We start from the raw sequence: 13,297 nt of genomic DNA, 5'->3' as shown, positions 1-13,297 counted from the left end.
GGAGCCGGATGGCTACCCCGCCTCGTTGAACTGCAGCGCCGCCAGCCTGGCGTAGAGCCCGCCCTTGGCGACCAGCTCGGCATGGGTGCCGGTCTCGACGATCCGGCCGCCGTCCATCACGATGATCCGCCCGGCGGCCCGCACCGTGGCGAGGCGATGGGCGATCACCAGCGTGGTGCGGCCCTGCATCAGATGCTCGAGCGCGTCCTGCACCAGCTTTTCACTCTCGGCGTCGAGCGCACTTGTCGCCTCGTCGAGCAGCAGGATCGGCGCGTCGCGGAGCAGCGCGCGGGCGATGGCGAGGCGCTGGCGCTGGCCGCCGGACAGGCGGGCGCCGCCTTCGCCCAGGAACGTATCCAGACCCTCGGGCAGCGCGCGCAGGAACTCGGCGGCGTTGGCGGCCTCGGCTGCGGCCCAGATCGCGTCGTCGCTCGCGTCCCACGCGCCGTAGCGGAGGTTGTCGCGGGCACTGGCGGCGAAGATCACCGTCTCCTGCGGCACCATCGCCATACGCGCGCGGATCTCGGCCGGATCGGCCTTGGGGACCGCGATGCCGTCGATGCGGATCTCGCCCGCCTCGGGATCGTAGAAGCGCTGGAGCAGCTGGAACAAGGTCGACTTGCCCGCGCCCGAGGGGCCGACCACCGCCACGGTCTCGCCGGGGGCCACGAACAGCGAAAAGTCCTGCAGCGCCGATACCTCAGGTCGGGTGGGATAGCGGAAGGTGACGGCGTCGAACGCGATCGCGCCCTCGGCCGGGCTGGGTAGCGCCACCGGATGGGCAGGGGCGGCGATATCCGGCTCCTGCTGGAGCAGTTCGGCCAGCCGGCCGGCGGCGCCCGAGGCGCGGAGCAGGTCGCCATAGACTTCGGTCAGCGCGCCGAATGAGCCGGTGACGAGCCCGGCGGTGATCACGAAGGCGGTGATCGCGCCGCCGGTGATCTGCCCGGTCGCGACGCCGGACACCGCATCCCACATGATCAGCGTGATCGCGGTGAAGAGCAGGCCGATGACCAGCGCGGTCATCACCGCGCGCAGGGCGAAGCGCTGCTGCGCGGCGGCGAAGCTGCGCACGACCGCGTCGTGGAAGCGCTGGCCCTCGCGTGGTTCCTGTCCGAAGGCCTGAACGATCCGCATCGCGCCCAGCGTCTCGGCGGCGATGGCGCCGATATCGGCGACCCGGTCCTGGCTGTTCCGCGAATATTGCCGCACGCGCCCGCCCAGCCAGACGATCGGCAGCACGGTAAGCGGCATGCCGACGATCAGATAGGCCGCGATCTTGGGTGCCAGCACGAAGAGATAGATCACGCCGCCGATGCCGGTCAGCAGGTTCCTCAGCGCGATCGAGACGGTGGAGCCGACCACCTGCTCGACCAGCGCGGTATCCGAGGTGAGTCGCGAGGCGATTTCCGAGGGGCGATTTTCCTCGAACCATTTCGGCGGCAGGCGCAGCAGGTTGCGGTGCACCGCAACGCGCAGATCCGCCACCGTTCGCTCCGCCACCCAGGAAACGAAGAAGAACCGTACGGCCGTGGCGATCGACAGGACCAGAATGACTGCCAGCAAGCCCTGGAAATAGATGCCGATCTTGCTGGTATCGGCTCCTGCCGCGAAGCCGTTGTCGACGATCTGCTTGAAGGTGCGCGGGATCCACAGCGTCGCGGCGGAAGAGGTGAGCAGCGCGACCGTCGCGATCGCGAGCTGCAGGGGGTAATGGCGCGTGAAGCGCCAGATGACGAGCAGGCTGCTGAGCTTGCGGCGCGGCGCCGGCGGCGGCGGGTTCGTGTCGGCCATGGGCGAAGCGCGTAGCGCGGTTCGCGGAGCAGGGGAACTACCTGTGCATGTCTCGGTTCCGCATAGGTACGACGTTGCGGCGCACAACGCCGCCGTCTATATGAGTGGTAAGACAACCCCCGCTGCAGGGATCGGGGCACGGGGAAGGGATTCTATGCTGTACGACGCTTACGAACTTCAGCGTTCCATGCTTGCCGGGGCGAGTGCTCTGGCCAATTTCGGCGCGGGATTGCTCAACAATCCGGCCAATCCCTTCGCCTATTTCGGTGGCGGCCCGGTGATGGCTTCGGCGCTGGAGGTGTTCGCGCATGCCTCCGCTCCTCGCGGCAAGCCGGCCTTCGGACTCGACTTCACCGAGATCGATGGGCGTCGGGTCGAGGTGCGTGAGGAAATCGTCCTCCGCAAGCCGTTTGGCCAGCTCAAGCGCTTCGTGCGCGAAGGTGTCGAGGGCGGGCCGAAGCTGCTGATCGTCGCACCGATGTCCGGCCACTATGCCACGCTGCTGCGCGGCACGGTGCAGCGGATGCTGCCGGTGGCGGATGTCTACATCACCGATTGGCGCGACGCGAAGCTGGTGCCGATCAGCGAGGGGAAGTTCGACCTCGACGACTATGTCGATTATGTGATCGACTTCCTCGCGCATATCGGCGGCGAGGGCGATCCGCGGCCGCATATGCTGGCGGTATGCCAGCCCTCCGTCCCCTGTTACGCGGCGGCGGCGGTGATGAGCGCCGACCAGCATCCCAACCGCCCGCGCACGCTGACCATGATGGGCGGCCCGATCGACACGCGCGAGGCGCCCACCGCGGTCAACACGCTGGCGACCGAACGGCCGTTCAGCTGGTTCGAGCAGAACGTGATCGCCACCGTGCCGATGAGCTATCCGGGCGCGCGGCGGAAGGTGTATCCGGGCTTCCTGCAGCTCGCCGGCTTCATGACGATGAACCTCGGCAACCATCTCATGTCACACTGGGAGATGTTCAAGCATCTCGTCCAGGGCGATGACGAGAGCGCCGACGCGACGATGAAGTTCTACGAGGAGTATCGCTCGGTCTGTGACATGACGGCGGAATTCTACCTCCAGACGATCTCGGTGGTGTTCCAGACGCATGCGCTGCCCAAGGGTGAGATGCTGCACCGCGGCCGCAAGGTCGATCCGGCTGCGATCACCGATATCGGCATCCTCGCGATCGAAGGCGAGCGCGACGATATTTCCGGCATCGGCCAGACCAAGGCGGCACTGACGGTGGCGACCAATCTGCCGGAACCGCTCAAGCAGTATCACATGGCCGAAGGAGTCGGCCATTACGGCATCTTCAACGGCTCGAAGTGGCGCAACCGCATCGCGCCGGTCGTCGAGCAGTGGATGGCGACGCACGGGAATTGATCCTCTTTCACCCTCCCCCCTTTGCGGGGGAGGGAGGGGCCCGCTGCCAAAGGCAGTGGGAGGGAGAGGGGGGCGATTTGCGGAGCAAATCGCGCGGCGGCTGCGCCGCCGCTCACCCTCTCCAAGCTTCGCTAGGCGCTAAAGCGCCAAGCTACGCTATCCTCCCCCGTCAAGGGGGAGGATGCGCGCTGCGGGATCAAATCCCCCCTTCGTCCAGGCTGAGCAGGGTCGCGTTGCCGCCGGCGCTGGTCGTATCCACCGATACCGCCCGCTCCGCGCAGAAACGGTGCAGATAGTGCGGGCCGCCCGCCTTGGGGCCAGTGCCCGACAGGCCCTCGCCGCCGAAAGGCTGCGAGCCCACCACCGCGCCGATCATCGAGCGGTTGATGTAGAGATTGCCCACCCGCGCTTCCGCCTCGACCAGCTCGGCCGAGCGGGCGATGCGGCTGTGCAGGCCCATGGTCAGGCCGAAGCCCTTGGCGTTGACCCGCGCCACCGTCTCGGCGAGCTGGCCCGCCTTCCAGGTGGCGACGTGCAGGATCGGCCCGAACCATTCGCGGGTCAGATCCTCGGGCCGGTCGATGCGGATCATCGTCGGCGGCACGAACAGGCCGGTGGCGGGCACCGGCACGGTCTTGATCCACTGGGCCTTGGCGCTGTCGCGATAGACCATCAGCTTGTCATAGGCCGCCTGGTCGATCACCGGGCCGATATCGGTGCGCGGATCGGCGGGGTCGCCGAGGATCAGCAGCTCCATCGCGCCGCGCAGCATCTCGATCACGCCCTCGGCGATCTCCTCCTGCAGCAGCAGCAGGCGCAGCGCCGAGCAGCGCTGGCCGGCCGAGCGGAAGGCCGAGGTCAGCACGTCGGCCACCACCTGCTCGGGCAGTGCGGTGGAATCGACGATCATCGCGTTGATCCCGCCGGTCTCGGCGATCAGCGGGACGAGCGGGCGGTCCTCGCCTTCGAGCAGCGCGGCGGCGATCTTCTTGGCGGTGGGCGTCGAGCCGGTGAAGGCGACGCCGGCGATGCGCGGATCGGACGTGAGCGCGGCGCCCACCTCCGGGCCGCCGGTTACCAGCACCAGCGCATCTTCCGGCACGCCGGCCTGATGCGCGAGGCGCACGGCGGCGCGGGCGATCTCGGGGGTCTGCGGGGCGGGCTTGGCCACCACCGCATTGCCCGCGACCAGCGCGGCGGCGGTCTGGCCGAGGAAGATCGCCAGCGGGAAGTTCCACGGCGCGATCGTCGCCCACACGCCGCGACCTTCCATGCGCAGCTCGTTGCGCTCGCCCGTCGGCCCGGGGAGGGTGATCGGGGCAAGGCCGGTGCGGGCCTGGAGCGCGTAGTAGCGGCAGAAATCGGCCGCCTCGCGGACCTCGCCGAGCGCGTCGGGGAGGGTCTTGAAGGCCTCCTTGACGGCCAGCGCCATCAGCTCGATGCGGTTTTCCTCGAGCAGGTCGGCGAGGCGCTCGAGGATCGCGGCGCGGGTGGGCAGGGGCGTGGCTGCCCAGCCGGGGAAGGCGGCCGTGGCGCGGTCGATGGCACCGCGTACAAGCCCCTCCCCTTCAGGGGAGGGGTTGGGGGTGGGGGATGAACTGGAAGCGACTCCGGCGCTTGAGGTTACAGGCCCCACCCCAACCCCGTGCTGGGTGAACAGCGCCCCGCGCTGTTCAGGCTCTGCCGGGGGCAGAGCCGACCCAGCGCGCCTGAAGGGGAGGGGCTTAGAAGCAATCGCCGCCGCAGTCTCCGCCAGGATCGTCCGCCCGGCGAGATCGATCCCGCCCGAATTCTTCCACGCGCCGAACAATTCCACCGGCAGCGGAATGCTCGGGTGCCGCGTGCCCCCCACCGCCGCGATCTTCTCCACCGGATCGGCGAGCAATTCGGCTTCGCTCAGCTGCTCGTCGGCGAGCTGGTGGACGAAGCTGGAGTTCGCGCCGTTCTCCAGCAGACGGCGCACTAGGTACGCGAGCAGGTCGCGATGCCCGCCCACCGGCGCGTAGATGCGGCAGTGATAGCCTTGCTCGTTGACCAGCCGCTCGTACAGCCCTTCGCCCATGCCGTGGAGGCGCTGAAACTCGAAGTCGCGGGCATCGCCGGCCCAGTCGAGGATCGTCGCGACGGTCAGGGCGTTATGGCTGGCGAAGGCGGGCACGATGTTCCGGGCCGCGAGCATGTCGCGCGCGCAGGCGAGGTACGACACGTCGGTCGCCGCCTTGCGGGTGAACAGCGGGTAATCGGACAGGCCCTCCACCTGGGTGCGCTTGATCTCGCTGTCCCAATAGGCGCCCTTGACCAGGCGGACATGCATCGGGCGGCCGAGATCGTCGGCCCAGCCGATCACCGCCCGGGCGCGCTTGCCATAGGCCTGCACCGCCATCCCGAAGCCGTTCCAGCCCTTGAGCTCCGGCCGGCGTGCGACCGAGCCGATGATGTCGAGGCTCATCTCCAGCCGCTCGCTCTCCTCGGCGTCGACGGTGAGCGGAATGCCCTGCGCCGCCGACTCCGAGGCGAGCTGCGCCAGCATGTCGGTCAGCTCGGGCACGCAGCGATCATACTGCGCGACTTCGTAGCGCGGGTGGAGCGCGGACAGCTTCACCGAGATCGAATGGCCGGCCTTGGGATCGCGGCCGACCGCGCGGATCGCCTCGAAATAGGCCTGGAAATAGCGCTCGGCATCGGCCTTGGTGCGTGCAGCCTCGCCCAGCATGTCGAAGCTGGCGGTGAAGCCCTTGTTCTCGGGCTTCTTCATCCGCTTCATCGCCTCGTCGATGGTGCGGCCCATCACGAAGACCTCGCCCATCCGCTTCATCGCGGCGCCCACCGCCTGGCGGACGAAGGGTTCGCCGGCGCGCGAGATCAGGCGGCGGAGCGCGCCGGTCTTCTCGTCACCCACCAGCGCGCGGCCGAGCATCAGGCCCCAGGTGGCCGAGTTGACCAGCACCGAGTTGGACTTGCCCGAATGCGCCTTCCAGTCGGCATCGCCCAGCTTGTCGGCGATCAGCAGGTCGGCGGTTTCGGGGTCCGGCACGCGCAGGAACGCCTCGGCGAGGCTGAGCAGCGCCACGCCTTCGGAGGAGTTCAGCCGATACTCCTGGAGGAACTGGTTCACCCAGCCGCGGGTCTGCGCGGCGCGCAGGTCCGCCAGCAGTGCGAGGGCATGATCCATCACCCGCTCACGCGAATCAGGCGTGAGTCGCGCCCGCTCCAGAAGCGGTTTTAGAACATCGGGTTCGGCCGCGCGGTGCAGCTTGGCCATCAATTCGCGGTGGTGTGACGGTACGGCAGTCGGCATTTTCCAGTTTCCGGTCGGCTAAAGCTTGCAGGGAGGCCGGTGGCCCCCTTAGATATGCGAGCCTATGAAAGATAATTGCGCGAGAGGATAGTCTTGGCAGCGACCGTCACCCCGCAGGAGATGGCCGAACGGGTCGGCACCGAGCATGTCTCGGACTGGGTAGAGGTCACTCAGGCGATGATCGACCAGTTCGCGCAAGCGACCGGCGATCACCAGTTTATCCATGTCGATCCGGTGCTCGCGGCGGAAACGCCGTTCGGCGGCACGATCGCGCATGGCTTCCTGTCGCTCTCGCTGATGCCGATGCTCGCGGCGCGCACCGATGCACCCGCCATCGAGGGCGCGCGGATGGGGGTGAATTATGGGGGGAACAAGGTGCGGTTCCTCACTCCGGTACGCTCGGGCAAGCGGGTGCGCGGGCGGTTCACGCTCAAGAAGTTCGTCGAACGCCAGCCCGGCGTCTGGGAACAGGTGCAGGAATATCGGCTCGAGATCGAAGGCGAGGAGAAGCCGGCGGTGATCGCCGAGTGGATCGCGCTGGTGTATGTTTGAAGGACACAAAGCCCCTCCCCTTCAGGGAGGGGTTGGGGGTGGGGGATGACCGATCCACCAGCCCTACGCTGTTAAAAAGTGCCCCACCCCCAACCCCTCCCCTGAAGGGGAGGGGCTTAAGAATTCAGAAGAGAGGAACCACAATGCGCTCCGCAGTCATCGTTTCCACCGCCCGCACGGGCATCGGCCGGGCCTATCGCGGGGCGTTCAACGCCACGCCGGCGCCGACGCTGGGCGCGCACGCGATCCGTGCCGCGGTCGAGCGGGCAGGCATCGAGCCGGGCCAGGTCGACGACGTCGTCTTCGGCGCCGCGCTCCAGCAGGGCAGCCAGGCGCCCAACATCGCCCGCCTGGCACTGCTCCGCGCAGGCCTGCCGGTGGAGGTCGCCGGCATGTCGATCGACCGCCAGTGCGCCTCGGGCCTGATGGCGATCGCGACCGCCGCCAAGCAGATCGTCGTCGACAACATGGACATCGCCCTTGGCGGCGGCGTCGAATCGATCAGCCTCGTCCAGACCCCGCAGATGCGCGTCGAACCCGATCGCGAATTGATCGGTCTGCACAACGACACCTATATGCCGATGCTCCAGACCGCCGAAGTGGTCGCCGCGCGCTACGGCATCGGCCGCGATCGTTGCGACGAATATGCCTTCCGGTCGCAGCAGCGCACCGCCGCCGCGCAGGCCGCGGGCAAGTTCGATGATGAGATCGTGCCCGTCAGCGCGACGATGAACCTGGTCAACAAGGAGACCAAGGAAGTCTCGCAGAAGGAGATCACCCTCTCTAAGGACGAGGGCAATCGCCCCGAGACAACGCTGGAAGGCCTGCAGGCGCTGCAGCCGGTGGTGCCGAACGGCACGGTCACCGCAGGCAATGCCAGCCAGCTGTCGGACGGCTCCTCGGCGTGCGTGCTGATGGAAGAGAAGCTCGCGTCGCAGCGCGGCCTTACCCCGCTCGGCCGCTATGTCGGCATGGCGGTGGCGGGCACCAAGCCCGACGAGATGGGCATCGGTCCTGTCTATGCCATCCCCAAGCTGCTCGAGCGCTTCAACCTGAAGATGGACGATATCGGCCTGTGGGAGCTCAACGAGGCGTTCGCCGTCCAGGTGCTCTATTGCCGTGACAAGCTCGGCATCCCGGGCGATCTGCTCAACGTCAACGGCGGCGCGATTTCGATCGGCCACCCCTACGGCATGTCGGGCGCGCGGATGACGGGCCACGCACTGATCGAAGGCAAGCGCCGCGGGGCGAAATATGTCGTTGTCACCATGTGCATCGGCGGCGGCATGGGCGCGGCGGGGCTGTTCGAGGTCCTGTAAGCGCCGTTTGAAAACGGGATCCATCCCGGTTTCGAACACCGGACTAAGGGGTTGACCGGAGGGTGCGGTGCGCTGCACCCTCCGCCCCATGACAGCAGCCAGCTATCGCGACGGGGTGTCGCTGCGCACCGGCCTTCGCGCCATTGGACAAAGTTTCGTGTTTCGCGGCCGCTCGACGCGCAGCGAACTGACCAGTGCGCTGATCCTGATCGCAATGGGCGAAGTGCTGCTGTTCCTCGCCTTCCACTTCTTCCATCCCCCTACGCCGCTTGGCGTCACCCTCTTCTGGCGCCGCGTGGCGGTGGAAGAAGCGCTGGCGCTGGCGCTGTTCGTGCCGCTGATCGGGCTGATCGTGCGGCGGCTGCACGATGTGGGGCTGCCGGCGATTCCCGGCCTGCTGCTTGCGGCGATCGGCGTGGCAGGCGATCTGGACCGGACCCGATCCGTGATCGGGCTGCATCCGGGTGTGCCGATGCTGCCCACTGCCGGCCATGTCGCGCTCGCGATCCTTGTAGTCGCGCTCTACTGGTCGCCCGCCATCGGCGTGAACCGCTTCGGCATGGACCCGCGCGCCGCCTGAAAAACATGCGGGAACCACACTAATCGGAAGTTATTTATTGCTCCGGTAACCATTGTTATCGATACCGCCTGTCCGAGCTTCAACAAGAAGCCGGCGAGGGAGAGAGGGCTCGATGGAAAATGGCGTTGCACTGGTGGCCGATATCGGCCGGCAATCGGTTCGGTTCGGGCTTGCCGGTGGGGCGGAAGGCACGGAGCCGCGCGAGATCAAGCGCTTTTCCAACAGCGACCATCAGACATTCACCAGCGCATTGGTGGCATATCTTGCCGGAGTCGGCCTGCGGGATGCGCGCCTGCCGAGCGTGCTGGCGGTCGCAGGCGCGGTGCGCGGCGACTTGATCAATCTTACCGGCAGTCGCTGGTATATCTCGCTTGCAGGTGTGGAGGCAGTGCTGCGCGAGAAGCCGGTCGCGCTCAATGAGTGCGCCGCCAACGCGCTGGCGCTCACCCGTCTGCCGCCGACAGCGTTTACCGCGCTGCCCGGCGCCCCGCTGCGCCCGATCTCGCAAGGCGGCAACTATGCGGTGATCGGCGTCGGCACCGGCCTGGGCGTCGCGGCGCTGATCAGCGCCGACGGCCGGCACGTGCCGGTGCAGAGCGAGGCCGGGCATATCGGCTTCGCACCGCAAAGCGGCGACGAGGAACGGTTCGCGGCTTTCTGCAAGGCGCGGGGCGGTCTGGTGGAGGTGGAAACGCTGCTCAGCGCGAACGGACTGCTGCTCGCCTATGAAGCGCTCTCCGGCGGCAAGCGTCTGCCCTCGCCGGAAGACGTCACCCGCAATGTCGGGCGCGATCCGATCAGCAATGCGGTGGTCCGGATGTTCGTCGAGCATCTCGGCGCGTTCGTCGGCGATCTGGCGCTCACCTTCGATGCGTGGGACGGCGTGTATCTGACCGGCGCCGTTGCCCGTGCGCTGGAGCCGCAGCTGAAGGAGCCGGGCTTTCGCCGCCGCATGGAGGCCCGCACGGCGTTTCGTCGCCAGCTCGCCGAGACCCCCGTGGCACTGGTCAACCGCAACGATCTGGAGCTGATCGGCGCCGCTGCGGCAATCCGGAACGCCTGAGCCGACCCGCACGTTTACCCGGGCACATCCAACACCGGGAGACGATCATGGCCGACACGGTCGAACTGAAGAAGCATTTCTGGTCCAAGCTGGCTGACAGTCCCTTCATGATGGTGGGGCTGCAGGGTGGCGAGCACAGCGCACCGCTGACGGCGCAGCTGGACGAGGATCAGGTCGATACGATCTTCTTCTTCATCGGCAAGGACAACCGCATGGCCAAGGGTGGTCCGGCGATGCTGCAGTTCGTGTCGAAGGGCCACGACTTCTTCGCCTGCCTGGCAGGCACGGCGCGGATCGACAACGATTTCGCGATGATCGAAAAGCTGTGGAACAACCAGGTGGAAGCCTGGTTTCCAGGCGGCAAGCAGGACCCCAACCTGGCGCTGCTCCGCGTCGACATCGATGATGCCGAGCTTTGGGAAACCGACATGTCGCTCACCGGCAAGGTGAAGATGCTGTTCGGCGGCAAGATCAAGTCGGACGAGACTGGCAGCCACGCCAAGGTGGAAACGACCGCCGAGGGCTGAAGCCGCATTGACCGGCGCACGCGGCTGGGCGATTCAGGGGCATGGGTCCTTCGCTCGCGCACCGCGTCCGCACCGAGGCGCATGCCATATGGCTCGCCATCCGCGATCCGCGTACGCCCATGGCTGCGCGGATCGTTGGCATGCTGGTGGCGGCCTATGCGCTGTCGCCGATCGACCTGATCCCCGACTTTATCCCCGTGCTGGGGCTGGTGGACGACGCCATCCTGATCCCGCTCGGCGTGTGGCTGTTCGAGCGACTGATCCCCGCCGCGCAGTTCCAGGAGCACCGTGCCGCAGCCGAGGCGGCACACGACCGCCCGGTGAGCTGGGGCGGCATCGCGATCGTGCTGGGGATTTGGGCGCTGCTCGCCTGGGGCGTGTGGAGCTGGCTGGTGACGAAATATAATTGAGGGGTGAGGGGGTCCTCGCTCTCAAACCGTCATTGCCGCGAAGGCGGGCATCCATCAGCGCTGGATCGTCGGCGCCAGCCCGCAACGTCCTGGCAAATAGATTCCTGCCTTCTCGGGAGGGGCGGCGGACTTAACGGAGGGATCAGCGCTCCCCCTCGTCCTTGTCCACTCGCCGCACCGGCTGCACCTCGGGATAGGGCATGATCAGCGTACCGTCCGGCCCGGCCGTGTAGGTGGTCTGGGTGGGGAACGGGATCGACAGGCCTTCCTCTGCGAAGCGGCGGAGGATGCCGATGATCACCTTGTCGCGGGCCTTGTGCGCACTTGGCCAGTCGTCACCGGGCACGTCGAACCACAGCTTGAAATCCACCGAGCTGCCGCCAAACCCTTCGAAGCTGGCACGCGCCACAGTCATGCCGGTTTCGGCGACGATCGCGCTCAGCATTTCCGGCAATGCCTCCAGCTTCTCGGGCGGGGTTTCATAGGCGACGCCGATGTCCAGCTGGATGCGGACATGGTCGCGGTTCGAGATGTTCTGGATTTCCTTGTCGAGCAGATTGCGGTTGGAGATGATCCGCTGCTCGCCGGTGAACGCCCGGATGCGGGTGGACTTCAACCCGATCGTCTCGATCACGCCGATGGTGCTGTCATATTGCACCTTGTCGCCGCGGCGGAACGGCCGGTCGAAGATGATCGACAGCGCGGCGAACAGATCGGCGAAGATGCCCTGTGCGGCCAAACCGATCGCGATGCCGCCAACGCCGAGACCGGCGACCAGGCCGGTGACGTTCACGCCGACGTTGCTGAGCACCACCACCAGCGCGATCGCGAACAGCGCGAACGAGATCAGCACGCGGATCAGCCCCAGCGCGTTGAGCAGCGATTCGCCCTGATAGCCTTCGGACTGGGTGCGATATTCGATGGCGCCGAGGATCAGCTCGCGCGCCCAGATCGCGGCCTGGAACGCGGCGGCGATCGTGAACAGGAAGCGCACCGTATTCTCGATCACCTCCGGCGCATAGGCATAGCCCGAGACCAGCTTGGCCGAGGTCATCACGATGAAGAAATTGCCGGTGCGGGCGACGGCGCGGCCGATGATCGAACCCCAGCCGGTGATGCCGGGCTTGCGGGCGCACAGCTTGATTCCCCAGCGGCGCACCCAGTGCAGCAGCGCCACGATCGCCGCGCCGATGCCGAAGGCGATCAGCACCTGCAGCCAATGCGCCTCCAGCCAGATGCGGCTCTGGCTGACGAACAGCTGGGCATTCTGCTGGATCTGTGCCTGGGACAGCGTGTGAACGGGGGACGGCGTGGGGCTGGGGCTTGGCATGCAGTTCCTTCGATCAGGCGGCTTTCGCGGCCGGCGCCGCATCGGTTTCCAGGAAGACGATCAGGCCGCGTTCGTAGCGGTCGAGATATTGCGTCGTACGGGGCAGGCGCAACCCTGCGCGGAACAGCGCCTGGGCGGCCTTGTCGCGGGCCAGCTCGATCAGCCGCGGATGGACATAGGATTTGCGGGCGATGGCGGGGGTGTTGCCCAGCGCCTCGGTCACCGGCTCCAGCAGCGTCTTGAGGCCGATCGGCTCGGCCGCCTGCGCCAGCGTGCGATAGGCGATCACGCTCGCCCCCCAGGTGCGGAAATGCTTGGCGCTGAACGGCGCGTCCATCGCCTCGCGGATATAGGCGTTGACGTCACTGGAGGTGACCGGATGTGCCTCGCCGGCATCGTCGATCCAGCGGAACAGATGCTGCCCGGGCAGATCCTGGCAGCGCTTGACGAAGCGGCTGAGCGACTTGTCCGAAACGGTCATCACCCGCAGCTTGCCCGACTTCGCGCGGAACTGGAGCTTGAGCGTGCCGCCGGCCACCTTCACGTGCCGCTTGCGCAGCGTCGTGGCGCCGAAGCTCTTATTCTCCTGCGCATAGGCCTCGTTGCCGACGCGGATCGAGCCGAGGTCGAGCAGGCGGACGACGGCGGCGACCGCCTTGTCCTTGCACAGGCCGCGCAGCCGCAGGTCGGCCTCCACCTTGCGGCGCAGGCGGGGCAGGCGCTCGCCGAACATGCCGCAGCGATCGTACTTCGCCGCCTCCTGCGCCTCGCGGAAGCCGATATGGTAGCGATATTGCTTGCGGCCCTTCACGTCATAGCCGGTCGCCTGGATATGGCCGTTGGGGTCGGGGCAGAACCAGGCATTCTCATAGGCCGGGGGCAGGCCGATGGCATTCAGCCGATCGATTTCGTCGCGGTCGGTAATGCGGGTGCCGTCCGCGTCGAAATAGCCCCAGCCGTGGCGCATCTTGCGCCGGGTGATGCCGGGGGCCTGGTCTTCGACATAGACGATGTCGGCGCTGTCCATCGCGGTTCCT

The 13,297-nt window shown here is 67.2% G+C and carries 11 protein-coding genes; 7 read left to right on the top strand and 4 right to left on the bottom strand.

Annotated features, from left to right (window positions below):
- Nucleotides 1–12: 12 nt before the first annotated feature.
- Complete coding sequence (locus S2M10_RS03875; protein ID WP_168844938.1) at nt 13–1,794, bottom strand: ABC transporter transmembrane domain-containing protein; 1,782 nt, start codon at nt 1,792–1,794, stop codon at nt 13–15.
- A 154-nt stretch (nt 1,795–1,948) separates the two neighbouring features.
- Here S2M10_RS03875 and phaZ point away from each other — a divergent pair, with 154 nt between their 5' ends.
- Nucleotides 1,949–3,181: a polyhydroxyalkanoate depolymerase gene (phaZ, locus tag S2M10_RS03870; RefSeq protein WP_168844937.1), complete on the top strand. Its 1,233-nt coding sequence runs from the start codon at nt 1,949–1,951 to the stop codon at nt 3,179–3,181.
- A gap of 196 nt (nt 3,182–3,377) precedes the next feature.
- On the opposite strand, the gene putA is transcribed toward phaZ, so the two are convergent.
- Nucleotides 3,378–6,479 carry a bifunctional proline dehydrogenase/L-glutamate gamma-semialdehyde dehydrogenase PutA gene (gene putA / locus S2M10_RS03865; protein WP_168844936.1) on the bottom strand — a complete coding sequence of 1,034 codons (3,102 nt, stop codon included), beginning with the start codon at nt 6,477–6,479 and terminating at the stop codon, nt 3,378–3,380.
- Nucleotides 6,480–6,599: 120 nt separating this feature from the next.
- Between putA and S2M10_RS03860 the strand changes: the two genes are divergently transcribed.
- The 6 genes from S2M10_RS03860 to S2M10_RS03835 all read left to right on the top strand — a co-directional run bounded on the left by S2M10_RS03860 (nt 6,600) and on the right by S2M10_RS03835 (nt 10,930).
- Complete coding sequence (locus S2M10_RS03860) at nt 6,600–7,031, top strand: MaoC family dehydratase (protein ID WP_168845113.1); 432 nt, start codon at nt 6,600–6,602, stop codon at nt 7,029–7,031.
- Nucleotides 7,032–7,174: 143 nt separating this feature from the next.
- Complete coding sequence (locus S2M10_RS03855; RefSeq protein WP_168844935.1) at nt 7,175–8,350, top strand: acetyl-CoA C-acyltransferase; 1,176 nt, start codon at nt 7,175–7,177, stop codon at nt 8,348–8,350.
- An 88-nt stretch (nt 8,351–8,438) separates the two neighbouring features.
- Entirely contained in the window at nt 8,439–8,930 is a 492-nt protein-coding gene (locus tag S2M10_RS03850; protein WP_211090831.1) for a DUF805 domain-containing protein, read from the top strand.
- Between the two features lie 112 nt (nt 8,931–9,042).
- Nucleotides 9,043–9,993, top strand: coding sequence for a glucokinase (locus tag S2M10_RS03845; protein WP_168844933.1), 951 nt, complete (start codon nt 9,043–9,045; stop codon nt 9,991–9,993).
- Nucleotides 9,994–10,040: 47 nt separating this feature from the next.
- The gene (locus tag S2M10_RS03840; RefSeq protein WP_168844932.1) at nt 10,041–10,520 is read left to right on the top strand and encodes a pyridoxamine 5'-phosphate oxidase family protein; all 480 of its coding nucleotides are present in this window, start codon (nt 10,041–10,043) and stop codon (nt 10,518–10,520) included.
- A 41-nt stretch (nt 10,521–10,561) separates the two neighbouring features.
- Nucleotides 10,562–10,930 carry a YkvA family protein gene (locus S2M10_RS03835; RefSeq protein WP_168844931.1) on the top strand — a complete coding sequence of 123 codons (369 nt, stop codon included), beginning with the start codon at nt 10,562–10,564 and terminating at the stop codon, nt 10,928–10,930.
- A gap of 142 nt (nt 10,931–11,072) precedes the next feature.
- On the opposite strand, the gene S2M10_RS03830 is transcribed toward S2M10_RS03835, so the two are convergent.
- Nucleotides 11,073–12,260: a mechanosensitive ion channel family protein gene (locus S2M10_RS03830; protein ID WP_168844930.1), complete on the bottom strand. Its 1,188-nt coding sequence runs from the start codon at nt 12,258–12,260 to the stop codon at nt 11,073–11,075.
- A gap of 13 nt (nt 12,261–12,273) precedes the next feature.
- A complete protein-coding gene (locus S2M10_RS03825) occupies nt 12,274–13,287 on the bottom strand; it encodes a DNA topoisomerase IB (RefSeq protein ID WP_168844929.1) in 1,014 nt (337 codons plus the stop codon).
- Nucleotides 13,288–13,297 lie beyond the last annotated feature (10 nt).

It is taken from the genome of Sphingomonas sp. S2M10 (assembly GCF_012650175.1).
Taxonomy (GTDB): Bacteria; Pseudomonadota; Alphaproteobacteria; order Sphingomonadales; family Sphingomonadaceae; genus Sphingomonas.
Note: the sequence above shows the minus strand (reverse complement) of the source record. Positions and strands in the feature narration are given on the sequence as shown.

What these genes read in the sequence shown, in the direction of transcription:
- S2M10_RS03875 (WP_168844938.1), bottom strand. Translation starts at nt 1,794, where the DNA reads ATGGCCGACACGAACCCGCCGCCGCCGGCGCCGCGCCGCAAGCTCAGC.
- phaZ (WP_168844937.1), top strand. Translation starts at nt 1,949, where the DNA reads ATGCTGTACGACGCTTACGAACTTCAGCGTTCCATGCTTGCCGGGGCG.
- putA (WP_168844936.1), bottom strand. Translation starts at nt 6,479, where the DNA reads ATGCCGACTGCCGTACCGTCACACCACCGCGAATTGATGGCCAAGCTG.
- S2M10_RS03860 (WP_168845113.1), top strand. Translation starts at nt 6,600, where the DNA reads ATGGCCGAACGGGTCGGCACCGAGCATGTCTCGGACTGGGTAGAGGTC.
- S2M10_RS03855 (WP_168844935.1), top strand. Translation starts at nt 7,175, where the DNA reads ATGCGCTCCGCAGTCATCGTTTCCACCGCCCGCACGGGCATCGGCCGG.
- S2M10_RS03850 (WP_211090831.1), top strand. Translation starts at nt 8,439, where the DNA reads ATGACAGCAGCCAGCTATCGCGACGGGGTGTCGCTGCGCACCGGCCTT.
- S2M10_RS03845 (WP_168844933.1), top strand. Translation starts at nt 9,043, where the DNA reads ATGGAAAATGGCGTTGCACTGGTGGCCGATATCGGCCGGCAATCGGTT.
- S2M10_RS03840 (WP_168844932.1), top strand. Translation starts at nt 10,041, where the DNA reads ATGGCCGACACGGTCGAACTGAAGAAGCATTTCTGGTCCAAGCTGGCT.
- S2M10_RS03835 (WP_168844931.1), top strand. Translation starts at nt 10,562, where the DNA reads ATGGGTCCTTCGCTCGCGCACCGCGTCCGCACCGAGGCGCATGCCATA.
- S2M10_RS03830 (WP_168844930.1), bottom strand. Translation starts at nt 12,260, where the DNA reads ATGCCAAGCCCCAGCCCCACGCCGTCCCCCGTTCACACGCTGTCCCAG.
- S2M10_RS03825 (WP_168844929.1), bottom strand. Translation starts at nt 13,287, where the DNA reads ATGGACAGCGCCGACATCGTCTATGTCGAAGACCAGGCCCCCGGCATC.